Raw genomic sequence first — 26,072 nt, 5'->3', positions numbered from 1 at the left:
CAAACCCTGAAAGGCATATTTACCTAGCTGGTTTAATACCGAATTTACTTAAATTTAAAAACAAGCTTACTAGGATTATCTAAAATATGACTAGCAAGCGATGTGTGTAGACTACACACACTTGAACGATCGTTCAAGTAAAATTTGAACACTCGTTCAAATTGACATAAATAGGAGTTTTAAATACGAAACTTAAATTTTGATAGATGTCGATTTTAACCCGCATTTTTCAATAATGGGTTTACCTTAGCCATTGTTCGAGAGATAATTGAACACACGTTCAAATTTGTATTGAGTATGATGTTATGAAGTACGCACAAGAAGATGCTGTCGAAAAGGCGACTATATTGTTTTGGAAAAAAGGGTTCCAAGGTTCTGGTATGCGCGATATTCAGCAAGCATTGGACATGCGTCCGGGAAGCATATATGCACGGTTTCAAAACAAAGAAGGCTTATTTAAGCTTGTGGTAGAGCAGTACGTAGCTCACAGCAAAGACAAACTGCAGAGCGTGGCCGATAGCGATACCCCACTGCTGTCCCTCCGGGAATTTTTTAAAACAGCCTTGATTAACCCTGATGAGTTGAGATACATGCGCCAATGTTTATTGGTAAAATCGATTACCGAGTTGGAACTGATTGGCGATGTGGGCAAAAAAGCAGTACTTGAAGGAATGGTGTTACTAAATAACTGCTTCGCTAACATCATCGAAAAAGCGATAGAGACGAAAGAGTTGCAAGATACCACGCCAGTGGCGTTTGCAGCCGATTGGCTGCAAAATCAATTCGTGGGATTACGCGCCTTCGCAATATTGCAAACTGACGACAGTGCAATTGAAAAAATGATTGATAAGGTGCTTTACGACCTTACAGCGCAATGGCCCTCAGACTGAATCATTACGCAATGAACTTCATATTGAATCATTATGAAAACGCTAACCTAATTAATTGAGCCACTAAAAGTAACCCCATTAGTGGCCAAATCCACTTCGCCCACTTTGCTGCGTCATCGTTACTTATGCGCATTTTCGAGCGCTCTAAAAGTGGAACAACAATAACTAACGCCGCAAACAATACCGCCAGTAAAATAAGAACTTCCATTAACGCATCCCTATAGCATATTTAAGCACTTCTTTTTTAATTGGGCCCGCATATTCGGCCACCGAAAGAAGCTGGTTTCTTATCCATTTTATGGGGGCTATGTCGTTACTAAACAAGGTGTAGAACCCATCCATTGCTGTCATCATTAACAAGTTGTCCCGTTTGCGTGGCTTCTCGTAATCATTTTTCAGCGCCTTAAAAAAGACCTGAGACGTTACATCATGGCGCTTGGCAGTGACCTCTAATAACGCTTGAACGTCTCTAAAGCCAATATTCACACCCTGCCCTGCAAGTGGATTGATGGTATGGGCAGCATCGCCGATTAATATCATACGCTCTCTCACATATTCACTGGCATGCATGCGAGTGAGCGGAAACGCTGCCTTGTCGATAATAGAGAAGTCATTCTCGTTTTGAGTAAGTTCATCTGGAAAAGCGTCAATAACTTCGTTTTTTAACTGCGTGCTGTTAAGACCTTTCAGGCGTTGTAATTCCTCAGGGGAGTTGTACCACACAAGCGATGCGTACTCGTCAAACATAGGCAAAAAGGCTTTTGGTCCTGTTGGTGTAAACTGCTGCCAGGTAATAGCCTGGGTTTCTTTTGCCATTTTAATGGTAATGCCCATCGCTTGTTGGCCATATTGCCAACCTGACGTGCCAATACCGGCAAACTGACGAACTTGGGATTTTGCACCATCTGCCCCAATAAGCCATTTAGCCTGAATCTGCGTGTTTGAAGGCTGTGTGTTTGCAGACTCAGTGTTTGAAGGCTTGGTATTTGGAGATCCTGTGACTGAAGATTCTTTGACTGAAAAGAGTGTAATACACACGCTTTGCTCGTGTGTGCTTGTCTCGCTTGAGCTTTCTGATGACAGCGCAATGTTGTCTATTTTGTGGTTAAAGATAACTGTCACGTTTTCATGCTGCGTTAGCGCTTGGTGACAGGCTAACTGCAACAAACGGTTTTCGACAAAGTAGCCTAACTGAGGTACGTCGATACTCTTTGCAGTAAAGTCAGTTCGGTGTTTGGGATTATCCCACACGCTCAAACCCACGTAGGGTTTAAGACGCATTTTTTCAATGTTTGTCCACGCCCCTAGTGCTTTTAGCAGGGTAACAGATGCTTCACTAATAGCCGACACCCGTAAATCTGGGCCTTGCTCTACTTCAAATGCGTTAGGCTGGTTTGGCTCTATCACTACCACGCGGTAATTTTGCTGCGCTAGCCCAAGGGCTAATGCTGCGCCCACCATACCGCCGCCATTAATGCAAAAATCGTACATTCGTACTCCGTGGTAACTATAACGTTGAATATAATGAAGAATATAAAATACCCGCGGCCAACACAAATTAAGCGTAAGTTATAAGGCCAGTGCTATTTTTATTACCGAAATTAATTAATCAGTAATCATCGTATTACGCTGGGAATATAGCTGCATAACAGGTAAAATATGCGGCTATTTTGAACATCTTCAACGTAACTGCGTTGTGTGGAGCAACAATATACGCTATTGCTTGCGACGTTTTTTACATTCCACCAACCACTTACCAGAACTTAACAGGTTAACGAATAGTTGTTATGACTAAAAAGCTGTATATCAAAACCTGGGGCTGCCAGATGAACGAGTACGACTCGGATAAAATGGCAGACTTACTAGACTCTACGCACGGCTACACCGCGGCAGACACCGCTGAAGAAGCCGATATCATTTTGCTTAACACATGCTCAATCCGCGAGAAAGCGCAGGAAAAAGTATTCCATCAGCTTGGTCGTTGGAAAAACTTAAAGCAAGATAAGCCTGAGCTTATTATTGGTGTAGGCGGCTGTGTTGCATCGCAAGAAGGCGACACAATTCGTCAACGTGCCCCATTTGTCGACCTTGTTTTTGGTCCACAAACCTTGCACCGTCTGCCTGAAATGATCAACGAGCTGCAAGGTGGCGCTAAATCGGTTATGGATATCAGCTTTCCTGAAATCGAAAAATTCGACCGCCTACCAGAGCCCCGTGCTGAAGGCCCCACTGCGTTCGTTTCCATCATGGAAGGCTGCTCAAAGTACTGCACATTCTGTGTTGTGCCGTACACCCGCGGTGAAGAAGTCAGTCGTCCGGTTGATGATGTGCTGCTTGAAATTGCACAACTTGCTGGTCAAGGTGTTCGTGAAGTTAACTTGTTAGGGCAAAACGTAAACGCCTTCCGAGGCGATCACTACGATGGCACGGTTTGCCGTTTCTCTGAATTACTAGAGTTGGTTGCTGCTATCGATGGCATCGACCGAATTCGGTATACCACCTCACATCCAGTAGAGTTTACTGACGATATTATCGATGCCTATGCAGGTATTCCAGAGCTGGTTGACCATTTACACCTTCCAGTTCAAAGCGGCTCAGACCGTATTTTGAATTTGATGAAGCGTGGTCATACCGCGTTAGAATACAAATCTAAAATGCGTAAGCTTAAAAAAATTCGCCCGAACATAAGCTTGTCGAGCGACTTCATTATTGGCTTTCCTGGCGAAACGGATGCTGACTTTGAAGCAACCATGGATTTGATCCAAGCCGTAGATTACGATTTAAGCTTTAGTTTTATTTACAGTGCTCGCCCAGGTACACCAGCGGCGGATGCAGTAGATGACGTTAGCGAAGAAACCAAAAAGCAGCGTTTACACCTTTTACAGCAGCGTATTACCCAACAGGCCTTGCGCATTGCTCGCCATATGGTGGGTACTGAGCAACGCATTTTGGTAGAAGGCCCATCTAAGAAAAACCCAATGGAGCTTTCTGGCCGTACTGAAAATAATCGGGTGGTTAATTTCGAAGGCACGCCAGATATGATTGGCGAGTTTGTAGATGTGAACGTGGTAGATGTATTTACCAATTCACTGCGCGGTGAAGTTATTCGCAGAGAAAGCGAAATGGGCCTGCGCGTAGCAGTATCGCCTCAAGCGATTTTGGCAAAACATCAAGCAGAATCACCTAACGAATTGGGTGTGGGTCAATTTAACCCAACCTAAAACAGTCGCCACAACAGTGTGGCGCTAATTAACAATATTGAAGACAAAAGCGTAAAGCGAGGAAAACAGAAGTTTGAGTACATTGGTAAGTAATGAATTTGAGTTAGAACCGGCAGATAGTAAGCGTTTGTCGAGTTTATGTGGACCGTTTGATGACAACATCAAGCAAATAGAGCGTAGGTTGGGTGTTGAAATAACATACCGAAATAACGCGTTTAAGGTGCTAGGAGAGCCACAGCAAATAAACAGTGCTACCGAATTACTGAAACTTCTGTACGTTGAAACGCAGCCGATAAAAGGCCGTATTCCCGACCTTGAAGCTGAGCAGGTGCATCTTGCAATTCAGGAAGCTCGCGTTATAGAAAAAGACGCAACAGGCGGCTACGGCAAAGAAATTAACATCAAAACAAAACGCGGCGTAATAAAGCCCCGTAACCCTAACCAAGCGCAATACGTTGCCAATATCGTCAATCACGATATTACCTTTGGTATAGGCCCTGCCGGTACGGGTAAAACCTACCTTGCCGTGGCAGCTGCGGTAGATGCCTTAGAGCGACAAGAGGTTCGACGTATTCTTCTAACTCGCCCTGCAGTTGAAGCAGGTGAAAAGCTTGGTTTTTTACCTGGCGACCTGTCACAAAAGGTAGACCCCTACCTGCGCCCACTCTACGATGCGCTATTTGAAATGCTGGGCTTTGAAAAAGTCGAAAAGCTGATGGAGCGCGCAGTAATTGAAGTTGCCCCCTTAGCCTATATGCGTGGACGAACGCTAAACGATGCCTTTATCATTCTAGATGAAAGTCAAAACACCACGGTAGAACAAATGAAAATGTTCTTAACCCGTATTGGCTTTAATTCGAAAGCGGTCATTACCGGCGATATTACTCAGGTAGATTTACCACGAGGCGCAAAGTCTGGCCTTCGCCATGCCATTGAAGTGCTCAGTGACGTTGACGATATTTCGTTTAACTTCTTTAGTGCCGATGACGTAGTTCGCCACCCGGTAGTTGCTCGCATTGTTCGTGCTTATGAAGAACATGATGCCGAGCAAGAGCGCATTCGCAAGCAAAAGAAAGAAGAGGCATTGCGACAGCAGCAGGAACAAAGCTCATCATCGGTAGGCAGCTCTGATACAAGCAGCAACTCGTGACCGCTATTATCGATTATCAAAATGTGTATGAAGGCAAAGAGGAAATAGCGAATGCTATTCCCTCTGCCGACAGCCTAGCACGATGGGCTAACGCGGTTTTATCTGCAGAAGACTTACGCGAACAAGAAGTGACGATTCGCTTTACTGACGAAGCGGAAAGCCAACAGCTAAACAGTGATTACCGTCAAAAAGACAAGCCTACAAACGTACTTTCTTTTCCTTTTGAAGCTCCACCTGGTATCGAGATTAACTTACTTGGTGATTTAATCATTTGTGCGCCAGTTATTAGCAGAGAAGCCAGTGAGCAGAATAAGGCGGTTGAGCATCACTATGCCCATATGACCGTTCACGGCATATTGCATTTACTCGGCTATGACCATATTACAGACGAAGATGCTGAAGTGATGGAAAGTAAAGAAATAGAAATTCTTTCCGCCTTGGGTATTGCAAACCCTTACGAAATTTAATCAACGCTTTGATAGAAACTGCCCTAGGCTTTACAAACAGTTTTTGTAAGCTTGTAGATTAAAAGCGATTTCAAATTTAAAACAATAAAGCATTGACGACTAACGAGAAGCATTTTAACGTTGGCGTTGAACAAACTATAAAATGGATATTATGAGCGACGACAACCCCCACTCTACCAACGGCTCATCAGGCAAGAGTTGGTTAGATAAACTAAAAAATTCGATTTCTGGCGAGCCGAAAAATAGACAAGAATTGGTAGCAGTAATTACCGATGCGGAGCAAAATGAAATAATTGACCCACAAACCCGTGAAATGATTGAAGGGGTAATTGGGGTTAACGAAATGCGCGTAAGAGATATCATGATCCCTCGCGCCCAAATGTCCACTATCGATGTTGAGCAAAAAGTGGAAGAGTTTCTTCCTATTATGCTCGAGTCCGCTCACTCACGTTTTCCCGTTATCAGCGAAGATAAAGACCACATTGAAGGGATTTTACTCGCTAAAGATCTTCTCTCTTTCGCTTTTAACACCGAAAAGAACTTCAACCTTCGCGATATCCTGCGCCCTGCGGTCATTGTTCCTGAAAGTAAGCGTGTAGACGTACTGCTAAAAGAATTTAGGCAGCAGCGCTATCACATGGCTATTGTGGTTGATGAATACGGCGGCGTATCGGGTCTTGTCACTATCGAAGATATCTTAGAAATTATCGTAGGTGAAATTGAAGATGAATTTGATATTGAAGAAGACGGTACGGATGATATCCGCCCGCTTAATAAATCGACCTACTCAGTTAAAGCATTAACCCCTGTAGACGATTTTAACGAATTCTTTGAAACCAATTTCAGTGAAGAGGAAGCTGATACAATTGGCGGCATTGTGCTAAAAGCATTTGGCCATATGCCTGAAACCAGCGAAGAAGTAACCATAAACGATATTCATTTTAAAGTGACTAACTCTGATAAGCGTCGCTTGATTCAACTGAAAGTTTCGGTTCCCTCTCTCGAATAAATAGGGAGCATAGGCGTTGTCTACGTCTATGCTAAAACTACCCATGCTAAAACGCGCTATTCCTTATTTGCTGCTTATTGTAAGCGGTCTGAGTCTTACGCTAGCTTTTGCGCCCTTCTCTATGTGGGCGCTCACTATTCCAGCTCTCGCTATTGCGATACGACAAGTCATTAAATTACAACACAGGCCCTTTTTTGCAGGGTGGCTGTTCGGCATGGCGTGGTTTGGCGCGGGTGTAAGCTGGGTGCACGTGAGTATTGCCGACTTCGGTGGCCTTCCGCTGATAGCCTCTGTGGGCTTGATGGCGCTGCTCTGCGGCTATTTGGCACTATATCCAGCACTTGCTTTTAAGCTGACGGCCAAATTTTTTAGACCGCAATTATGGCCCTTAGCACTACCTCTATTTTGGGTGCTTGCAGAGTGGCTGCGAAGCTGGATGTTATCGGGCTTTCCTTGGCTATCTTTAGGTTACAGCCAAATTAATAGTCCACTAGCAGGGTTCGCGCCCATTATTGGTGAGACGGGTATCACTGCTCTACTTGTTGTGATTGCAGCATCGCTTGCCATCATTAACAGCAAACGTACCTTACTATCGGCTAGTGCAATAACCGCAAGCTTGCTGATTAGCGGTATTTTATTGCACCAGCACACCTGGGTAAGCCCAACGAAAAGTTATTCTGTTGCGATGGTGCAAGGAAACATACCTCAAAGCCTTCGCTGGGTGCCAGAGCAAGACGCATCTACTATGGAAAAGTATTTATCGTTAACGGAAACGGTGTGGGATAGCGACCTGATCATTTGGCCTGAAGCCGCAGTGCCCAAGCTTGAGCCACTAGCGCAGCCTTATTTAACTCAGTTAAACGAAAGAGCCTTTGTTGAGAACACGGCCCTCATCACGGGTATCGTAAACTTTAACTGGGAAACCGATGAGGCTTGGAACAATCTGATTGTATTGGGTAAAAAAACGCCAAACGCGGCTTATCCAGACTATCAGTATTTTCATAACAATCGCTTTTCAAAACATCACCTATTGCCTATCGGAGAGGTTGTGCCTTTTGAATCGCTGCTTCGCCCTTTAGCCCCTATTTTTGATTTACCCATGTCGTCATTTTCGAAAGGAGACTTTCAGCAGCAAAACTTGGTAGCCAACGGCATTCACCTTGCGCCCGCTATTTGCTTTGAAATTGCTTTTCCACGCCAAGTGACTGCGAACATAAACAGCGATACCGATATGATCATTACCGTAAGTAACGATGCTTGGTTTGGTAATTCTCACGGCCCAGCTCAACATCTTCAAATAGCCCAAATGCGAGCATTGGAGTTAGGCAGGCCGGTGCTACGAGCCACCAATAATGGTATTACTGCGTTTATTGATCACAAAGGTAGGGTTGATGGAAGGCTGCCGCAATTTGAGTCTGCCAATATTAGTGCACCCGTTATTGCCACCACAGGGTTTACCCCCTACTACCACTTGCAAGACTTTGGCGTTTGGTTGTTAGTATTGGTGATGTTTATTTGTGCGTGGCGTTTGCGACAAGGCTAGTTGGCAAACGCTTAACTGGCAGAGAATCGGTTATTCCCCCTTCAGTTAAGCGAATGTATAAAGCTGTTTAAGCGTTTTTCTAAAGCTATATCACGTCACTTGCTCCGTAAGTTTTAGACATACGAAGTTTAATGCTTTACGTCGACTCGATAAGTGCTTGAATAGCTTCGCGCTCGGCCAATGCAAACAAAAGAATAAGCGATGTTTTTCCTTTGATGGTTTTATCGTTTGTGTCGTCTTTGGTGTCTTTGCCTTTTACCTCGCCAACACCATCATTTGCAACTGATTGACTTAGCGCAATTTTGGTGCCTTTTAAAGGGCTATCAGCGCGTTTAATTTGAGCCTGCTTCACTCCGTTTGCTAATAAGTGTTGCTCTACAACATCGGATATTTCACCGAAGTGACGGCCCCTCAAATATTTATCAAGTTCGGTTAATATGTAGGTATCTGGCTGCAACGCTATCACCGCATCAGCCACGTTTGTTATATCAAGGTTTGTTCTATCCCCAGCGTGTCCGAACAGCACTGTGACTTCGCTGTAATCATTTTTTTGCTTTAACCCTAGCGCCATATTAATTACGGCCTGCATGCTATGCGGGTTATGTGCAAAATCGACGATTATGGTGGCATCGCCACGAGTGTAGATATTCGTTCTGCCGGGGTTGTCGGAGGCGTTACTTTCAAAGTCAAACAAGCCCTGACTGATCGCTTCGCTTTCAATTCCCATCGACTTACATAAGCCTACCACCCCTAATGCATTCTCAAGGTTATGCAAAGCGGTACCCTTTACCGTCATTGGTATTAGGTCAATTTGAGCGAGAGACTCTGCCGCTGCGCCGTCAAAATACATAATCTGGTTATTGTCTGCATAAACGCAGGCGCGCCCCGTTGCTTTTGCCTGCACAATTTGAGGGTTATCAGCGCGCTTACTAAACCAACAAATCGATGTACTAGAGCTGTCTGAAAACTTCACTAAGCGCTCATCGTCCGCGTTTAATACCAGTGTGTCGCCATCACGTATTGCTTTGGCCACCATCAATTTTACTTGGGCGATTTCATCGACCGTATTGATACCGTATTGACCTAAATGGTCACTGGCTACGTTGGTCACTAAAGCCGCATTAGCTTGGTATACCGGCAGACCTCGACGCAATAAACCGCCCCGCGCAACCTCTAAAAACGCTATTTCAGTGCGATTGTCACGCAGTAACATTCTAGCGCCACCAGGACCTGAGTAGTCGCCCTCATCAATAATCTGCTCACCTACCTTGATGAAATCGGTAGAGGTAACCCCTGCGTTTAGGTTGGCTGCCTTCGCAATTTGCGCAGCCAACCTTACGCTGGTTGATTTACCGTTAGTCCCAGTTATCAGCGCTAACGGAATATCGCGGAAGCTTTGCCACTCTACTTCCTTTGTATCTGGGAGTGAATCTATAGGCCAGGTTTGCGCGCTAGTACCCGTGCCCAAACTCACTTCATCATCGTCAACTAAACACCTCACATTATTGTCTGTAGCGGCGTTTACAAAAGCGATGAGTGCTGGGTTTCTTTCTTCAATGATGGCGGTTTTTAATTCATCTACTCGACTAGAGAAGTTGGCCAGAGCCGGCGTATCTGAGGGCAGCGAATAACGCTTATTGAAGTCTAACACGCAGCATTCCCACGCTAGCTCGATAACATCACAGGCGCTATACAAAAGGTCGATAGGTGCACTTATTGACATACTTGCGCCCCCCTCATAAAAGCGCACGTATGTATTTTCATTCCAATTAAGCTGCTGCTCAATGGTATGTAGGTGTTTGTGCCAACAATCTACCACCGTTTGAGGGTCTATACCTTCGATAAAAACATCGATAATAGCGCCAGCATCGTTTGACAGTAAGTTCGGTCCTGTGAGGCGCCGAACTTCGTCTAATTCAAGCCTTATAGTTGTGTGCTGCTCTTCCATTTAGTCTGACTCTTCGTCGCGATCGACAACAATATGTACACCACGTTCATCGTTCACAATGCGCTGACCTTCCTGCAACTCAAACTTGTTTTCCACAGGCTCAAACAGTTTATCAGGGTAATCTTGGGAAGGCGTTAAGTTAGCTTGCGATTCAGCCGTTTGTGCTACGCCATCGTTATTAAAATGCACTATTTGCTTCCAACAGCGGGTGATGTTGTCGCCCAAAATTACAATTAAGTCTCCTGCGTGACATGAAGCTAAAGCAGCGTCTATGCTCTCTTCTTCGCTAGGAATAACTTCAATGTCTTTTTCAGCCACACCTTGTTCCATCAGCGTTTTCTTCAACAGCTGCGGTACTTCATCAAAGCCTCGCCCGCGTCTATCATCATCAGCCTTACACACAAAAGTATCGAACGTGGATGCCACTGATTTGGCAGACTCGATGATATCTTCGTCGCGACGATCTCCAGGCATAGCAATAACTAAACGACGTTTACCTTTCACGTCTAATCGAGACGCAAGATCAGAAATTGTCTTAATAGCAGCCGGGTTATGGGCGTAATCCAGAATAACCTTGAAGGGGTGCTCATCGAATATATTTAATCGCCCAGGCGCTTGATAGAACGACGTATTAAATATGCGTAGCCCTTGCCTTATATCTTCTAAGCTGGTGTCAAAACTGTATGCCATTGCGGTGGCAAACATGGCATTTTGAACATTGTGCAACGCTTTACCTTCTATGGTGGCAGGTATTAAGTGCGTCCATAAAAGTGGAATGTGAGCGCCTTTGTCATAAATGGTGATCATGTCACCGTTTATGCCTTTTTCTAATACAACAGCCATACCGCCGCGGCGAATATGTTCGCGCACTAGGCCGTGTCCTGGGTCCATAGTGACGTAGCAAATTTGTTTGGCGCTACAAAACTCCGCCATTTGCAAACAGTGAATATCGTCGGCGTTAAGCACAACACAGTCTTTAGCAACCTCAACCACCACTCGCTTAATTTGCGCGAGTTGCTCTAGGGTGTTGACACCTCGTTGGCCTAAATGGTCTGCGGTAATATTCAGGCAAGCCCCAACATCACAAGTTTGATAACCAAGCCCGCGTTTTACAATGCCGCCACGAGCCGTTTCCATAATCGCAAAATCGACGCTTGGGTCGCGTAATACTATTTGGGCCGACGTTGGGCCTGTCATGTCGCCTTTTACAGTAAGGTGTCCATCAATATACACACCGTCTGTAGAGGTCATTCCCGTTGTATGGCCAGCGGCTTTCATGATGCTGGCCAGCATACGAGAGGTGGTCGTTTTACCGTTTGTACCGGTGATGGCCGCCACGGGAATACGCGAGCTTTTACCAGTGGGGAAAAGCATGTCCATCACTTTACCAGCCACGTCTCTTGGTTGGCCTTCACTTGGCGCCACATGCATTCGAAAACCAGGCGCGGCGTTACATTCACAAATACCGCCGCCTATTTCTTTGTATGAACGACTAATATCTTCCGTTAAGAAATCCACTCCGCCGATATCAAGACCAATTGCTCTAATGGCACGAATTGCCATATCCCGATTGTCAGGGTGCACAATGTCAGTCACGTCAATGGCGGTACCGCCGGTTGATAAGTTTGCCGTTGAACGTAAGAAGAAAGCTTCTCCTTCTGGCAACACCGTTTCTTCAGTGTACTCAGCTTCTTCCATTAGGCGCATTGCTTGGTTATCTAGCTCTAGGCGAGTAAGCACTTTCTCATGTCCTACGCCGCGTCGAGGGTCAAGATTCACAATGTCGATTAATTCTGAGATAGTGTGCTTACCGTCGCCTACTACGTGGCCAGGAACTCGCTTGGCTACCGCAACTAATTCATTGTTAACCACCAGCATACGGTGGTCGTAGCCCGTTAAATAGCTTTCTACTAATACAGCTCTGCTTGTGCCATGCTGCTGGGCTTCGTTAAACGCAACCTGAACTTCTTCATCGGTGGTTAAATTGATACTTACGCCACGACCGTGATTCGCATTTAATGGTTTTAACACTACCGGAAAGCCAATGCGGCGAGCGGCTTTTACCGCCTGTCGCTCGCTATAAATCATAAGCTGTTGGGGTACGGGTAGGCCAAGGTCGTTTAAAAGATTGTGGGTGTCTTCTTTATCGCAGGAAATTTCTACCGCAATATGTTTTGTTTCACTGGTTATCGTGGCTTGAATACGCTGTTGATGCTTACCGTGGCCGAATTGCACCAAGCTATAATTGTTAAGGCGTAGCCATGGAATATCGCGATTTTCAGCGGCAGCAACTAGCGATGCGGTACTCGGTCCAAATTCTTTTCTCTGCGCCATTTTAATAAACGCAGTGAGTTCATCATTAAAGTCAAAATCGTCTTCTATGTCAGCATCTATCGCTTGCTGCACTTCACCTGGCATTAAGTGCTTGAGAAGCTTTAATCCAAGCGCGCCAGCTTCTATACCCACATCGCGCTGATGATATTGGTATACAACGTAATAGCAGCCTTCATTTTCTAAACTGCGAGTACGACCAAAAGAGACGGCCGACCCAGCTAAATTTTGAAGCTCTATAGCCACATGTTCCCAAATATGGCCAATCCAAGTGCCTTCATCTTCATTTAAGCGACGAAGAAAACCACCCGATTCACCATACGAACAGCCGTGTTCTTGCAAGCTTGGAATGGCCGCAACTAATCCATCTATAAACTCTCGACCAAGTTTAACTGACGGCCACTTCTCTAACTCACCAATGTCTATTTGATAACAAATAACCGGAAAATTAGCGTAAACATTAGGCCCAACATACACATTCTGACTTAAAATCTTCATTACACCGAATTTCCCTTTTTCTATACCCAGATTATACAAACACACTACAGAATAATTGGGGTCAGATCCAAATTAACTGACATAAAACAGTCATAAAGGGGGTCAGAACCACATAAACCGTTACCACGTTCAGTTATGTTTCAAAAAAATCTAATTACACTTTTCATTTTTAATCATTGAGCACACAAAAATGGCAAGAAAACCAAGAGTCTCGGTGGCAGGCGTTGCTGAACACGTTATTCAGCGTGGTAATAATCGGCAAAGCATTTTTGCCCACAGCAGTGATATGAAAGCCTATGTGGTTTGGCTAAAAGAGTATGCAGAAAAGTATGAAGTCAACATTCACTCTTGGGTATTAATGACAAACCACGTTCATTTGCTTTGCACACCAAACGTCGAATTTGGTACCACACTTATGATGCAGGCGCTGGGTCGTAAGTACGTGCAGTATTTTAACAGGCGCTATAGTAGAACTGGTACGCTGTGGGAAGGCCGGTTTCGCTCTTCTCTAGTAGATAACGAACGCTATCTAATGCATTTACATCGTTATATTGAGCTAAACCCTGTGCGCGCAGGCATGGTGACAGATCCTGGAGAATATACGTGGTCTAGCTATCAAATAAATGCGTTAGGTAAGATAAGCTCACTCGCAAGTCCTCACCCACTATATTTACAATTGGGTAAATCGGATGTGCAGCGAAGAGAAAGCTATCGAAAGTTATTTGAAGAGTCGCTGGATAGTAAATTGCTAACTGATATTCGCAATGCGGCGAATAAAGGTTTAGCGCTAGGTAGCGATGTGTTTATCAAAGATGTTGAAAAAATAACTGGAAAGCTAGTAAGTAAAGGCAAGCCTGGGCGCCCCAGGCTTGATAGGTAGAGCTTGCTGCGCCCTGTAACAGCGCGAAATAAATAGGGTTCTGACCCCATTTATTTTTAATGTGGACCTGACCCCAATTATGCGGTGGAGGCTTTTCTGTCGGTGATGTTGTAGCGAGCGCCTGAGGCAAGAATATGCACTTTGAGGTTGAGCAGTGTCAGTGCATCGCCAGTGCGGGCCTCTGCCATAGAAGAATATTCTATGTTGCTGGGGTCGACAACCGTGATAGCGCCACTACCAACAACCGTAAACTCATTGTCTGGGTTGATAAATGCAGCAGTGTCTTCGTCAAGGCCAACGCCAATAAGGAAGGGGTTGTATGAGACCGCTGACAATAAACGAGACAAACGATTGCGCTGGTTAAAGTGTTGATCTAACACGATGGTGTTGATAAGCCCCATGCCAGGCGCAAGATTAACGCCATCTTCAGTCGGTACAATACCCGTGTTGCCACCAGTAATCATATGCTGAGAGACAATAGCCGCACCTGCAGAGGTACCTGCATAATGTACGCCCTGCGCATTAAGCTGACGAATGGTTTTGGCAATAGGAGTGCCACCCAAAATAGTCGATAAGCGAAGTTGGTTACCACCGGTAACAAAAATGCCCGTACTTTTTTCTAGGGTTTTCACGTATTCTTCGTTTTGCGCGTCAACACGCTCAGAAATAGGCAGTGAATAGGCTTTTTTAACGCCTATTTCTTCAAATATTTGCTGATAACGAGTACCGGTATCGTCCAATTGAGACGCTGTGGGTATGATCGTTATCACTGCATCTTTGCCGCCGCAAAGCTCAACAAATTTCGCTAAGATTTCTGGGTTATCAATTTTTTCTTCCGCACCGCCAATCGGGATTACGTATCCACGTTGGGTGCCATCAATACTTGGAGAGGGCATAATATTTACTCAAATGTGCCTTTTTTAATTTGCTGTTTATGCTTAACGTGTAACTGCCCAAGGGCCATCACATGCTCAATTCTATTTTGTTTATCAAAAATAAGGATATCGGCATCAGCACCAACGGCTATATGCCCCTTATTGTGAAAATTCATTAGCTGAGCAACGTTTTGGGTAAAAAATGGCAAAAATTGAGACACCTCTTCCCCATTATCAATAAGCTCGTAAAAAACATTAGTCATAGATTGTGAATCAGCAAAATCCATTTTCGCTAAACTACCATCGGCGTGAAAATCCGGTAAACACCCACCGCCGTCTGAACTGATAGTTAATTTATCTTGTGGTAAGTCTTGCTGCATGTAGCGCAGCAATGCGTCTGCAGGGTCGTAGCCTACATCGCCAGACTCAAATGCCGTCACATCTACCCAACACCCTTTCTTCGCTAAGTCACATGCTTCTTCAAACAAAAACTTTTGGCGATTGATGTGTGTCGGGTTATATGTGCGCGGCGGAATTTCTGCGTGTGCTAAGGCGTCACGAATCAAGCCTAAGCCACGCTCGCCGTCGCCTAAATGCAAATGCAGCATTCCTGCTTTACCGGTCATTAGTCGCGCAACATGGGCCTGAGAGGCAACTTTTAGTAGTTCATTTAGCGTGGGCTGACTTGAGCGATGGTCGCTAATCGCTAGTTCGCCAACACCAACAACAGGCTCTATAAATACGATGTCGGTTTGCACCGAGCCCGTAAGCGTTGTAGGCGGCAAATGATATCCACCGGTATAGCAATACGCTGAAAAGCCTTCTTCTCGCAATGCGTACACTTGAGCCACCAAAGATTCAGTGCTGCGGGTAATATCATCCGTACCCAATAACCCTACGGCTGTGGTAACCCCTGCTCGGGTAAATTTGCTCAATGGTACGGGCGGAACACGGGTTGAAAACCCAGCTTCTCCACCACCGCCTGTTAAATGTGTGTGACCGTCGATAAACCCTGGCGTTAGCATTGCGCCGTCAGCGTCGATGACTTCGTGAGGAAGCTCCATCGCCGGTAACGTTTTACCCATATAAATGATTTTGCTGCCCGCACACACCAGATGGTTTATTCCCAATGCCTGTGGCGCAAACACGTTCGCGTTTTTGATAACGGTAATCACAGTGGCTAACTCGCGTTTTATATCGATGGATTCAACAAGGAGCGCATTATATCTTAAGCATGCACTTTAGCTAGCGCAGTTTCGCTTTTTTAAAATTCCCAGCCGTCGTCGGCTATAGCTGCCTTGTTCATTGCGAATGCTGGTATTAAAGCACGGAAGTAAATGCCGGAGTAAAAGCGCCAAAATCAATAAGGGCCATTACCTGTAAAGGAATGGCCCTTATTAACATTTACTGTCTCTGTTTCAGGCTCTCATTTTTGCCTTAAACATATGCTCTAAGCTTGTCATCTACACATATGCTCTGGGCTGGTATTTGAGCATTATATTAGCTGTTGCCTTCCGCCTGAATAGCCGTTAGTGCAATGGTAAATACAATGTCATCAACTAACGCACCGCGACTTAGGTCGTTCACCGGCTTACGCATGCCTTGCAGCATTGGGCCAATACAGACTAAATCAAAACTACGCTGCACCGCTTTATACGTGGTATTTCCCGTGTTTAAATCGGGGAACACAAACACATTTGCTTTTCCTGCTACCGGGCTATTTGGCGCTTTGCTTTTACCAACGCTTTCAATGGCCGCCGCGTCGTACTGAAGTGGGCCATCGATAAGAAGGTCTGGTCTCATCGATTGGGCAATCGCAGTTGCTTCACGCACTTTTTCTACATCGCTTCCTGCGCCAGACGTGCCGGTACTATAGCTAATCATGGCCACTCTCGGCTCAATGCCAAACATTTGCGCTGATGTTGCAGACTGAATTGCTATATCTGCCAGCTGTTGTGCGTTGGGGTCTGGGTTAATAGCGCAATCACCGTAAACCAATACCTGATCAGGCAGTAGCATAAAAAATACTGACGACACTAAAGAGGCATTTTCCGCCGTTTTAATTAACTGCAGCGCAGGACGAATAGTATTGGCGGTAGTATTAACAGCCCCTGAAACAAGCCCGTCAACATGGTCTTGCTGAAGCATCATAGTGCCTAGGGTCACGTTGTCTTGAAGTAATTCGTTGGCCACCACGTCAGTAACGCCTTTGTGCCCGCGAAGTGCCACAAGGCCTTCTATGTATTCGCCGCGAACTTGCTCAGGCGATAAAATCTCAACGCCATCACTTAACACCACGCCCTGTTGCTCTGCAATACGTCGAATTTCGGTCTCATCTCCCAATAATACGGGTCTTGCCAAACCTCGGCTCGCACAAATTGAGGCCGCAACAACGGTACGAGGCTCATTACCTTCTGGCAGCACTATTCGCTTATTAACCTGTCTGGCACGGTTGGTGAGATAATACCTAAATGCCGATGGTGACAGCTTACGCTGTCTAGATACTTTATCGGTAAGTGACGTTACCCATTCTGCATCTAAACTTTCAGCGGTATGCACCATCACTTTTTCAATACGCTGACTGTCGTCTACCGGCACTTCTTGATTAAACGCGTGCAAGTTCTGGGCGGTTTGCCATGTATTAGTATTAACTAACATTACCGGCAACCCCGTTTCCATGGCTTGGCTACATAAAGCCGCTATGTTCTCATCGGGCTCATAGCCGCCGGTCAGTAACAGCGCGCCCAGCTTTGTACCATTTAATGCAGCAAGGCAGCAGGACACAAAAACATCGCTTCTATCGCCAGACAGCACCAATAATGCTCCCGGCTTTAGCGCATGAGTCATATTGTGAATTTCTCGCCCACAAAACGTCACGCTACTGAGTCGGCGCTTGGCCATGTCACCCTCATTGATTGAGGTGGCGTTAAGGTGCTTAGCAACGTCGATAGCGCGGGGAGAGACTAGCTCGGCGCTCCAATCAACGTTTCCAAGCAGGCTTAACCCTTTTTTGAAAATAGGCAAATTTTTCAGCGCAGTTGAGCGAGCTTCATCATGCTCTGGCTTATCTACAACACCTATATCTGCGCGCAAACGTCCATGCTCGTCAAACGGTGCATTAACTTTGTTAAAAATACACCCTACTACCTTCTGACTTTTATGCCCGCCGTAGGTATCCACTACAATTTCTAGTCTGTGGTTAATATCAACGGTATCGTCGTTACCGGGAACCGCCACAAACACAATATCAGCATCTAGTGCGCGACTAATTTCTAAGTTTAATCGCTCAGCATAGGGGTGGTGCCTGGTCGTTACCAACCCTTCAATAACCGTGACGGCATCTTGCTCGCAGTTATTTTCAAAGCGCTCAATAATGTCTTCTAACAATTCATCAGTATTGTCGTTGCTGATCATTCGCTCGACATAGTCGAGCGTAAATGGGGTAATTGGCGTTACGCTGGCGTGATGGGCAATGATAGCCGTTGAACGCTCTTCGCCTTTATCACCGCGGCGAGGCTGTGCCACAGGTTTAAAAAAGTTGAGCTTAATGCCCTGCTCTTCAATGGCGCGAACAAGGCCCATGCTAACCGTTGTAAGCCCAACGCTTGAACCAACTGGGATCAGCATAATTTTACGAGACATAATTTCTCCTGCTTTTTAAGGCACTGTTAAGCGAACGTAGCCGCTTCAGCGGCAATCACCCACTCTTCATTCGTGGGTACAACGAAAACGGTCTTTTGTGATGAGGAAGCGGTTATCTCGCCTCCCTTGCCAAACCGTGCGTCGAGATTCTTTTGTTGGTCAATGGTAACGCCCATGTGCGCGAAATAACCCATAGTGGTTTCTCGAATAAGTGACGAATTTTCACCAATACCGCCAGTGAACACAATGGCATCTAAGGAAGGCACTGCAATAAGGTAACTAGCAATATATTTCGCTAAACGATAGCAGAATATTTCGATAGCAAGTTTTGCCCCTTCATGGCCCTTTTCTGCTTCTTCTTCCAACGTTCTACAATCGTTACTAAGCTCCGAGATGCCTAACAATCCAGACTGCTTATTTAATAAATCGCTAATTTCATCTGCGGATTTACCTAATTTTTTCTGAAGCGTAGCCGGAAGGCTAGGATCTAAATCGCCACATCGGGTGCCCATCACTAACCCCTCTAGAGGAATAAAGCCCATGCTTGTATCAACAGCTTGGCCTTTTTCAATTGCTGCTACGCTGCAACCGTTTCCTAAGTGAGCGCTGATAACACTTGTCTCTTCAACCGGCTTATTCAGAAGCGATGCCGTGCTGTCGAGAATAAACTTATGGCTGGTGCCGTGAAAACCATATCGGCGTATTCCATGGTCTCTATAAAGGTTCATTGGGAGCGCATAGATAAACGCTTTCTGCGGCATGGTTTGAAAAAACGAGGTGTCGAATACGCATACATGAGGTAAGTGAGGGTAGGCTTTTTGCGCCGTCACTACACCTTTTGCATTGGCTAGGTTATGAAGCGGCGCCATACTGGCGTAGTCTTTAACTGCCGCTAATACCTCGTCGTTAACCAATGCAGCCTGCTTAAATTTTTCACCGCCATGTACCACGCGGTGACCTACCGCAACAGGTTTAACCCCTGTATCTTCAATGATTGTTGAAATAGCATTGAGCGCCTCGGTATGACCTGCGTTGGCACTTAATGAGAACGACGTTTTATCGCCATTTAATTTGTAAGTGATACTTGCATCGGCATTACCTAAGCTTTCTGCTAAACCGGATAAACCAGCTTCGCCAGTATTAGCATCAATTATGGCGAATTTAACGGAAGAACTGCCACAATTTAAAACAACAACTTCTTTTTTCATGAATTTATTCGTATAAAGGTTAAACGGTGAGTGTGTTGGAATTGTAGCATTTATAATCAACGACGTTGGTTAATGGTTTGCTAAATGTTTTATAAGATGTGTCACAAACCTTTCATTTTGATAAACAAATTTATTCAAACACTCGGCGATTGATGTACTTCACGAACTCTCCAAGTGAATATCAAAGTATGTGGGAATGAAGCGTGAATGAAGGTGTTGGCAGAGCGCGTATATGAGAGTGCGTGTATGAGAGCACATGTAAGAGCTCGTATAAAAGCTCGTATAAAAGCTCGTATAAAAGCTCGTATAAAAGCTCGTATAAAAGCTCGTATAAAAGCTCGTATAAAAGCTCGCTAGTAGCGTACACAACACCACCCAGCAAAAGACCAGCAAAAAAATTAAAATTAAACGATTTAAAATCAGCAACTTAGAAATTTTTTCAATGTTTCTTTAAAATAAATTCACCTTTTTCCTTGAAAAGCATTTGGCTAATCCCATATCTGTTATGTCGGCGCTGAAAGGTCAGGTCGACAATACTGCCGCCGCATGTCGGGGCATCATTTTTTAACATATTGCTTTATTTTAAGGATATGACTATGCGTAATATCGATCTATCTCCACTATACCGTTCATTCATTGGTTCAGACCACCTTGCATCACTTGTAGACGCCGCTGCGCGCTCTGAAAAGCAAAGTACTTACCCGCCTTACAACATTGAGTTGCTAAGCGACGACAAGTACCGCGTTACTATGGCCATCGCTGGTTTTAGTAAAGACGATGTGTCTATTCAAGTTGAGGAAAACACGCTCACCATTACCGGCAACAAAAAGGCCGACAGTAATGAAAACAGCGAGCGAAAGTATCTTCACAAAGGTATTTCTGAACGCAACTTTGAACGAAAATTCCAATTAGGTGACCATGTAAAAGTGTTGGCTGCTGATATGGAAAATGGCCTTCTACATATCGATATGGAGCGAGTCATTCCTGATGCGAAGAAACCACGAACGATTGAAATTGGTTCGAAGCTAATAGAGAACTAGTCTTTAAATATTGTGTGTTTCCCTGTTTTAAACGGCGCTGTGTGGGCGCCGTTTTTTTATGCGTAATATAAAAACAGAGAAAATAGAGAGAAAAATAGAGAGACTACGGTTGAGGTTGCAGTCTGCTTCGCTTAAGCAGACTGTATGGGTTTGCCGGTCGTAGGAAGTTGTGCGCCATAAGCGATGTTTTTCACGCAGATGTATTATGTAAGCGCTATGGCTTTATTTATCCTTGAGTAGCACGGTAAACGCAGTGCTCAAAAAAGACCCTTTTCAGGAAGTGTCTCATCAATAAATGCGTTACTCAGTAAGGGCAGTAAATGCTTCACTCTGTAAATGAATAGTTCGCTTTACCAGACTCAGCGGAGGTGAAGTGCCCAGTAAGATTCACGCCGGAAAGCTCTCCAGTCGCAGTCCCCGCTACAACGGTGAACGCGCTACGCGCAACGCCGTCCTCAAACGAACCATCGTGTTTAAACGTAACGGTGCCTCGTCGCCCGTCAATCACACCGATAAACTCTTCAAAGCCAACAAAACATGCACTAATACCACTTTTGTAACTCATGATGAACTCAACGTGACCTTCTCCCTTCATATCACCTTCGTAGGCTTGAACAACGCTGGCGTGCACAGTTTTCACCTGTTCGCACTTCTCTTTTATTACCTCTTCATTCCATTGTGTGATGGTAAATATGCCTTCGCCGTTCATGATTGACTCGCTTAATATTCGCTTTCAGCCATATTATTAAAAATAGTTAATAAAAAGCAATACTGAATTTGTTACCAAGAGTAACCGGAGGATTTTATTTACTTTTTACCTCACTACTGTACCTACGAGAATACTGTACCTACGAGAAACAATCCGTAAGCGTGTTCCCCACTGACCTGATACCCATAAATGGTATTAAATAAAGCCTTTTAATGTAGCCAAGCCGAATGCATTACAGCTAGAGGCGTCTTGAATTTCGCCCGCTATGATTTTGTTTTTAAACTCTTCAACAGGCATTTTGAGTACCTTAAGGTCTTCTTCCTCACTGTCGAGCTCTTGTTCTCCCTGGCTCAACTCAGAGGCGACAAAGATGTGATAGCCCTGATTACAAAATCCATAAGCGAGATATTGAAAACCCACATATTCCATTTTGCCAGCTCTAAGGCCTGTCTCTTCTCTTAACTCCCCAGCAGCAAGTGTTAGCGGCGATGCATCTGGGTTATCTTCCCATGCACCTTGAGGGAACTCTGTTTGTCGTTTGCCAATGGTATATCGGTACTGTTCCACTAAATAAACATGGTCTTTATCGATGGGAATAATAATCGCAAAATCAGGCTTCTCTACCACACCGTAAATGCCTTCTTTACCACTGGCCCGTAGAATTTTATCTTCTCTTAATGTAAGCCATTTATTCTGGTATACCACTTTGCTGTCTAGCGTTTCTATATCTTTCATAAAACTCCCTACATAAGCATGAAATGTATATGACTGGCATAAACAAAAACGCCGAGCTTAAGCTCGGCGTTTACATTATTTTGTATTATATGGCCAACGCTAAGCTGGCGCTAAATATATTCTACTTCGATAATTTCAACTTCAACACTGCCAGCAGGCGTTTGAATGGTTACTGTATCATCTAACTCTTTACCAATTAGCCCGCGAGCAATTGGTGAATTTACTGAGATAAGGTTATTTTTGATATCAGCTTCATCGTCGCCAACAATGCGATATGTCGTTTCTTCTTCGCTGTCTACATTAAGGATAGTTACAGTGGTACCAAAGATAACTTTGCCCGTATTTTCCATTTTAGTAACGTCGATAATTTGCGCGTTCGACAGCTTACCTTCAATGTCTTGAATACGCCCTTCGCAAAAGCTCTGTTGCTCTCGAGCAGCATGATATTCAGCGTTTTCTTTCAAATCGCCGTGTTCACGGGCATCCGCGATGTCCGCGATAATACGAGGACGTGTCTTGGTTTTAAGTTCGTTTAGCTCATCGCGCAGCATTTGGGCGCCATGCGCGGTCATTGGGTACTGACTCATAAATACAGTCTCGACTAACGTAATATTTAAACTGAAAAATGCGCCCTAAGGGCGCACTTTTATATATTCACACAAATGTAATAAACCTAGGATACCTCGTATCCTAGCTCATGTCATTAGTGATTAATTCGAGCGTGTAGTTCTTGAACAGAGGCTACTTTGTTTCTATCGTCTGCAGATTTTGCTCTGATAGTTGCAAATGCAGCGTTCATTGTCGTGGTATAGGTTACCTTGTTGAGTAACGCTTCACGGCGAATGTACACTGAATCTGTGATTGCCTGACGACCTTCTGTTGTATTGATTAAATAGGCATACTCACCGTTTTTAATCGCATCAACAATGTTGGGGCGACCTTCAGACAACTTATTCACTACTGAACTCATAATGCCTGCATCGTACAGTGTTGTCGCTGTACCGCGAGTAGCCTCAACAGTAAATCCTGCGTCAACCAGGGCTCTTGCAAGCTCAATGATTTTGCCTTTGTCAGTGTCACGAACAGAAATAAGTGCCTTACCGCTTTTCGGCAGTGGCGCACCTGCACCTAAGTTCGCTTTGGCATATGCCTCTTCAAACGTATCGCCAACGCCCATAACCTCACCCGTAGAGCGCATTTCTGGGCCTAACAGTGGATCAACACCTTGGAACTTCGCGAATGGCAGTACCACTTCTTTCACTGAGTAAAACGGTGGGATAATTTCTTTAGTAACACCCTGTTCAGCTAAACTAACGCCAGCCATGGCGCGTGCTGCCACTTTTGCTAACTGAACGCCGGTTGCCTTAGAGACAAAAGGAACCGTACGTGCAGCACGTGGGTTAACTTCGATAAGATAAACTTCACCGTCTTTAATCGCAAACTGGGTATTCATTAAACCGATTACGCCAAGCTCAAGGGCCATTGCACGAACCTGTTCACGCATGGTGTCTTGAATTTGTGCTGACAGTGAGTGCGGTGGCAATGAACATGCAGAGTCACCAGAGTGAACACCCGCCTGCTCGATATGCTCCATAATACCGCCGATAACAACCTCTTTGCCGTCGCAGATGGCATCGATATCTACTTCAATGGCATCATCAAGGAATCGGTCTAGCAATACTGGGGCGTCGTTCGATACTTTAACCGCTTCATTTAGATAGCGCTTGAGATCTTTGATGTCGTAAACAATTTCCATTGCACGACCACCAAGAACATAAGACGGTCTAACGACTAACGGAAAGCCAATTTCTTCGGCCATCGCTAGTGCTTGCTCTACATTGGTAACCGTAGAGTTAGCAGGCTGCTTAAGATTCAGCTTGTTAACCATCTGCTGGAAACGCTCGCGGTCTTCCGCGCGGTCAATCGCATCAGGTGAGGTACCCATAATTGGTACGCCCGCAGCTTCAAGGGCCCGTGCAAGCTTAAGGGGCGTTTGCCCACCGTACTGAACGATGACGCCTTTTGGCTTCTCTTTTTCAACAATTTCAAGCACATCTTCAAGGGTGACAGGCTCGAAATACAAGCGGTCAGAAGTGTCATAATCGGTAGAAACCGTTTCTGGGTTACAGTTAACCATAATGGTTTCGTAACCATCTTCACGCATCGATAAAGCCGCGTGAACACAACAGTAATCAAACTCAATACCTTGACCAATACGGTTCGGTCCGCCGCCAATAACCATAATTTTGTCACGGTCTGTTGGGTTGGCTTCACACTCTTCATCATAGGTTGAATACATGTAGGCGGTGCTGGTAGAAAATTCAGCAGCACAGGTATCAACACGCTTATACACCGGCGCAATACCGAACTCTCTGCGCGTTTCACGCACGTCGCTTTCCGCTACTTTGGTCAGCTCTGCAAGACGAGAATCTGAGAAACCTTTACGCTTAAGTGTGCGCATAAGGTCTGTGTCTATGCCAGGCAATCCAAGTTCAGCAATCTGAGCTTCGTGTTTAATCAAGTCTTCTAGCTGCACCAAGTACCAGCGGTCGATATTGGTTAAGTCGAATACTTCATCGACACTCATGCCCATGCGGAATGCATCGCCGATGTACCAAATTCGCTCAGCGCCTGGTTGACGTAATTCGTATATCACCTTGTTGCGTGATTCAGAATCGTCTAAATCCACCATTGAGTTCAGGCCGTTAGCACCCACTTCTAAACCACGCAATGCTTTTTGCAATGATTCTTGCTGGTTACGTCCAATGGCCATTACCTCACCAACAGACTTCATCTGCGTAGTTAAACGGTCATTTGCACCGGCGAACTTTTCGAAGTTAAAGCGTGGAATTTTAGTCACAACGTAATCGATAGACGGTTCGAAAGACGCCGGCGTTAAACCACCAGTAATGTCATTCGCTAACTCATCAAGGGTATAACCTACCGCAAGCTTGGCAGCTACTTTAGCAATAGGGAAACCTGTCGCTTTAGACGCCAACGCAGAAGAGCGGGATACGCGAGGGTTCATTTCGATGATAACCAAGCGCCCTGTTTCAGGGTCAACACCAAACTGAACGTTTGAACCGCCGGTCTCAACACCAATTTCACGAAGTACCGCCATGGCAGCATTTCGCATAATTTGGAATTCTTTGTCGGTCAGAGTTTGTGCTGGCGCTACAGTAATCGAGTCGCCAGTGTGAACACCCATGGGGTCGAAATTCTCAATGGTACAAACAATAATGCAGTTGTCTGCTTTATCGCGAACCACTTCCATCTCGTATTCTTTCCACCCTAGCAAAGACTCGTCAATAAGCAGTTCGTTTGTAGGTGAAAGGTCGAGGCCTCGGGTACAAATTTCGTTGAATTCGTCAATGTTGTAAGCAATACCGCCACCGGTTCCGCCCATAGTAAACGAGGGACGGATAATACATGGGAAGCCAATGCGGCTAAGCACGTCATGGGCTTCATCCATGGTGTGAGCAATTTCAGCACGTGGACATTCAAGCCCAATGTTCTTCATTGCTTTGTCGAAACGCTCGCGGTTTTCAGCTTTATCGATAGCATCAGCAGTAGCGCCGATAAGCTCGCAACCAAACTCTTCAAGCACACCGTGCTTGTCTAACTCGAGTGCGCAGTTGAGTGCCGTTTGCCCACCCATAGTAGGAAGAATGGCATCTGGACGCTCTTTCTCAATTATTTTGCGTACTACTTCCCAGTGAATTGGCTCGATGTAAGTGGCATCTGCCATTTCGGGGTCGGTCATTATCGTCGCTGGGTTAGAGTTAACCAGAATGACGCGGTAACCTTCTTCACGCAGCGCTTTACACGCTTGAGCGCCTGAATAATCAAATTCACAGGCCTGGCCGATAACAATAGGGCCAGCACCTATAATAAGAATACTTTTTATGTCGGTACGTTTTGGCATA

20 protein-coding genes are annotated in these 26,072 nt (G+C 45.1%); 8 read left to right on the top strand and 12 right to left on the bottom strand.

The window, feature by feature from the left end; all coding sequences use genetic code 11:
* Positions 1–305: 305 nt before the first annotated feature.
* Positions 306–890 carry a TetR/AcrR family transcriptional regulator gene (locus tag JV36_RS0110285; RefSeq protein ID WP_032097029.1) on the top strand — a complete coding sequence of 195 codons (585 nt, stop codon included), beginning with the start codon at positions 306–308 and terminating at the stop codon, positions 888–890.
* A gap of 31 nt (positions 891–921) precedes the next feature.
* Here JV36_RS0110285 and JV36_RS19775 read toward each other — a convergent pair whose 3' ends face one another.
* Both JV36_RS19775 and JV36_RS0110280 read right to left on the bottom strand, forming a co-directional pair.
* Positions 922–1,098 carry a hypothetical protein gene (locus JV36_RS19775; RefSeq protein ID WP_200883149.1) on the bottom strand — a complete coding sequence of 59 codons (177 nt, stop codon included), beginning with the start codon at positions 1,096–1,098 and terminating at the stop codon, positions 922–924.
* Entirely contained in the window at positions 1,098–2,381 is a 1,284-nt protein-coding gene (locus tag JV36_RS0110280) for an FAD-dependent monooxygenase (protein ID WP_032097028.1), read from the bottom strand. Before JV36_RS0110280 ends, JV36_RS19775 begins: the two co-directional genes overlap by 1 nt.
* Positions 2,382–2,677: 296 nt before the next feature.
* Here JV36_RS0110280 and miaB point away from each other — a divergent pair, with 296 nt between their 5' ends.
* From miaB to lnt, 5 genes are all read left to right on the top strand, one after another.
* Positions 2,678–4,111, top strand: coding sequence for a tRNA (N6-isopentenyl adenosine(37)-C2)-methylthiotransferase MiaB (miaB, locus tag JV36_RS0110275; RefSeq protein ID WP_032097027.1), 1,434 nt, complete (start codon positions 2,678–2,680; stop codon positions 4,109–4,111).
* 73 nt (positions 4,112–4,184) lie between these two features.
* On the top strand, positions 4,185–5,261 hold the full coding sequence (locus JV36_RS0110270; RefSeq protein ID WP_032097026.1) for a PhoH family protein: 1,077 nt from the start codon (positions 4,185–4,187) through the stop codon (positions 5,259–5,261).
* On the top strand, positions 5,258–5,728 hold the full coding sequence (gene ybeY, locus JV36_RS0110265) for an rRNA maturation RNase YbeY (protein ID WP_032097025.1): 471 nt from the start codon (positions 5,258–5,260) through the stop codon (positions 5,726–5,728). The genes JV36_RS0110270 and ybeY overlap by 4 nt, the downstream gene beginning before the upstream one ends.
* 151 nt (positions 5,729–5,879) lie before the next feature.
* A complete protein-coding gene (gene corC, locus JV36_RS0110260; RefSeq protein WP_032097058.1) occupies positions 5,880–6,737 on the top strand; it encodes a CNNM family magnesium/cobalt transport protein CorC in 858 nt (285 codons plus the stop codon).
* Between the two features lie 43 nt (positions 6,738–6,780).
* Positions 6,781–8,280, top strand: coding sequence for an apolipoprotein N-acyltransferase (gene lnt, locus JV36_RS0110255; protein ID WP_081926599.1), 1,500 nt, complete (start codon positions 6,781–6,783; stop codon positions 8,278–8,280).
* Positions 8,281–8,416: 136 nt separating this feature from the next.
* Here lnt and JV36_RS0110250 read toward each other — a convergent pair whose 3' ends face one another.
* The gene (locus JV36_RS0110250) at positions 8,417–10,228 is read right to left on the bottom strand and encodes a Mur ligase family protein (protein ID WP_081926596.1); all 1,812 of its coding nucleotides are present in this window, start codon (positions 10,226–10,228) and stop codon (positions 8,417–8,419) included.
* A complete protein-coding gene (gene cphA, locus JV36_RS0110245; protein WP_032097024.1) occupies positions 10,229–13,057 on the bottom strand; it encodes a cyanophycin synthetase in 2,829 nt (942 codons plus the stop codon).
* 190 nt (positions 13,058–13,247) lie between these two features.
* On the opposite strand from cphA, the gene JV36_RS0110240 reads away from it, so the two are divergent.
* Entirely contained in the window at positions 13,248–13,937 is a 690-nt protein-coding gene (locus JV36_RS0110240; protein WP_032097023.1) for a transposase, read from the top strand.
* A gap of 77 nt (positions 13,938–14,014) precedes the next feature.
* Here the strand turns inward: JV36_RS0110240 and JV36_RS0110235 are convergent, their stop codons facing one another.
* The 4 genes from JV36_RS0110235 to JV36_RS0110220 all read right to left on the bottom strand — a co-directional run bounded on the left by JV36_RS0110235 (position 14,015) and on the right by JV36_RS0110220 (position 19,662).
* Positions 14,015–14,833 carry a cyanophycinase gene (locus JV36_RS0110235; RefSeq protein WP_032097022.1) on the bottom strand — a complete coding sequence of 273 codons (819 nt, stop codon included), beginning with the start codon at positions 14,831–14,833 and terminating at the stop codon, positions 14,015–14,017.
* A gap of 5 nt (positions 14,834–14,838) precedes the next feature.
* Positions 14,839–15,987 (bottom strand): beta-aspartyl-peptidase, encoded by a 1,149-nt coding sequence (iadA, locus tag JV36_RS0110230; RefSeq protein WP_032097021.1) that lies wholly within the window; start codon positions 15,985–15,987, stop codon positions 14,839–14,841.
* A gap of 325 nt (positions 15,988–16,312) precedes the next feature.
* A complete protein-coding gene (gene pta, locus JV36_RS0110225; RefSeq protein ID WP_032097020.1) occupies positions 16,313–18,454 on the bottom strand; it encodes a phosphate acetyltransferase in 2,142 nt (713 codons plus the stop codon).
* Positions 18,455–18,480: 26 nt separating this feature from the next.
* Entirely contained in the window at positions 18,481–19,662 is a 1,182-nt protein-coding gene (locus tag JV36_RS0110220; RefSeq protein WP_032097019.1) for an acetate kinase, read from the bottom strand.
* A 596-nt stretch (positions 19,663–20,258) separates the two neighbouring features.
* Here JV36_RS0110220 and JV36_RS0110215 point away from each other — a divergent pair.
* Entirely contained in the window at positions 20,259–20,702 is a 444-nt protein-coding gene (locus JV36_RS0110215; RefSeq protein ID WP_032139774.1) for an Hsp20 family protein, read from the top strand.
* A 325-nt stretch (positions 20,703–21,027) separates the two neighbouring features.
* On the opposite strand, the gene JV36_RS0110210 is transcribed toward JV36_RS0110215, so the two are convergent.
* The 4 genes from JV36_RS0110210 to carB all read right to left on the bottom strand — a co-directional run bounded on the left by JV36_RS0110210 (position 21,028) and on the right by carB (position 26,071).
* Positions 21,028–21,411: a DUF3224 domain-containing protein gene (locus JV36_RS0110210; RefSeq protein WP_032097017.1), complete on the bottom strand. Its 384-nt coding sequence runs from the start codon at positions 21,409–21,411 to the stop codon at positions 21,028–21,030.
* A gap of 195 nt (positions 21,412–21,606) precedes the next feature.
* Positions 21,607–22,146 carry an NUDIX domain-containing protein gene (locus tag JV36_RS0110205; protein WP_032097016.1) on the bottom strand — a complete coding sequence of 180 codons (540 nt, stop codon included), beginning with the start codon at positions 22,144–22,146 and terminating at the stop codon, positions 21,607–21,609.
* Positions 22,147–22,256: 110 nt separating this feature from the next.
* A complete protein-coding gene (gene greA, locus JV36_RS0110200; RefSeq protein WP_032097015.1) occupies positions 22,257–22,733 on the bottom strand; it encodes a transcription elongation factor GreA in 477 nt (158 codons plus the stop codon).
* Between the two features lie 116 nt (positions 22,734–22,849).
* Entirely contained in the window at positions 22,850–26,071 is a 3,222-nt protein-coding gene (gene carB / locus JV36_RS0110195) for a carbamoyl-phosphate synthase large subunit (RefSeq protein ID WP_032097014.1), read from the bottom strand.
* Position 26,072 lies beyond the last annotated feature (1 nt).

The organism is Alteromonas sp. LOR, assembly GCF_000753865.1.
Taxonomy (GTDB): Bacteria; Pseudomonadota; Gammaproteobacteria; order Enterobacterales; family Alteromonadaceae; genus Alteromonas.
The sequence above is the reverse complement of the archived record's forward strand: the minus strand, read 5'-3'. Positions and strand labels throughout refer to the sequence as shown.

Excerpts from the sequence above, each read along its gene's own strand:
- carB (WP_032097014.1), bottom strand. The coding sequence starts at position 26,071 with ATGCCAAAACGTACCGACATAAAAAGTATTCTTATTATAGGTGCTGGC.
- JV36_RS19775 (WP_200883149.1), bottom strand. The coding sequence starts at position 1,098 with ATGGAAGTTCTTATTTTACTGGCGGTATTGTTTGCGGCGTTAGTTATT.
- JV36_RS0110220 (WP_032097019.1), bottom strand. The coding sequence starts at position 19,662 with ATGAAAAAAGAAGTTGTTGTTTTAAATTGTGGCAGTTCTTCCGTTAAA.
- JV36_RS0110285 (WP_032097029.1), top strand. The coding sequence starts at position 306 with ATGAAGTACGCACAAGAAGATGCTGTCGAAAAGGCGACTATATTGTTT.
- JV36_RS0110240 (WP_032097023.1), top strand. The coding sequence starts at position 13,248 with ATGGCAAGAAAACCAAGAGTCTCGGTGGCAGGCGTTGCTGAACACGTT.
- JV36_RS0110205 (WP_032097016.1), bottom strand. The coding sequence starts at position 22,146 with ATGAAAGATATAGAAACGCTAGACAGCAAAGTGGTATACCAGAATAAA.
- JV36_RS0110210 (WP_032097017.1), bottom strand. The coding sequence starts at position 21,411 with ATGAACGGCGAAGGCATATTTACCATCACACAATGGAATGAAGAGGTA.
- JV36_RS0110215 (WP_032139774.1), top strand. The coding sequence starts at position 20,259 with ATGCGTAATATCGATCTATCTCCACTATACCGTTCATTCATTGGTTCA.
- JV36_RS0110235 (WP_032097022.1), bottom strand. The coding sequence starts at position 14,833 with ATGCCCTCTCCAAGTATTGATGGCACCCAACGTGGATACGTAATCCCG.
- cphA (WP_032097024.1), bottom strand. The coding sequence starts at position 13,057 with ATGAAGATTTTAAGTCAGAATGTGTATGTTGGGCCTAATGTTTACGCT.
- JV36_RS0110250 (WP_081926596.1), bottom strand. The coding sequence starts at position 10,228 with ATGGAAGAGCAGCACACAACTATAAGGCTTGAATTAGACGAAGTTCGG.
- pta (WP_032097020.1), bottom strand. The coding sequence starts at position 18,454 with ATGTCTCGTAAAATTATGCTGATCCCAGTTGGTTCAAGCGTTGGGCTT.
- JV36_RS0110280 (WP_032097028.1), bottom strand. The coding sequence starts at position 2,381 with ATGTACGATTTTTGCATTAATGGCGGCGGTATGGTGGGCGCAGCATTA.
- corC (WP_032097058.1), top strand. The coding sequence starts at position 5,880 with ATGAGCGACGACAACCCCCACTCTACCAACGGCTCATCAGGCAAGAGT.
- greA (WP_032097015.1), bottom strand. The coding sequence starts at position 22,733 with ATGAGTCAGTACCCAATGACCGCGCATGGCGCCCAAATGCTGCGCGAT.
- lnt (WP_081926599.1), top strand. The coding sequence starts at position 6,781 with ATGCTAAAACGCGCTATTCCTTATTTGCTGCTTATTGTAAGCGGTCTG.
- miaB (WP_032097027.1), top strand. The coding sequence starts at position 2,678 with ATGACTAAAAAGCTGTATATCAAAACCTGGGGCTGCCAGATGAACGAG.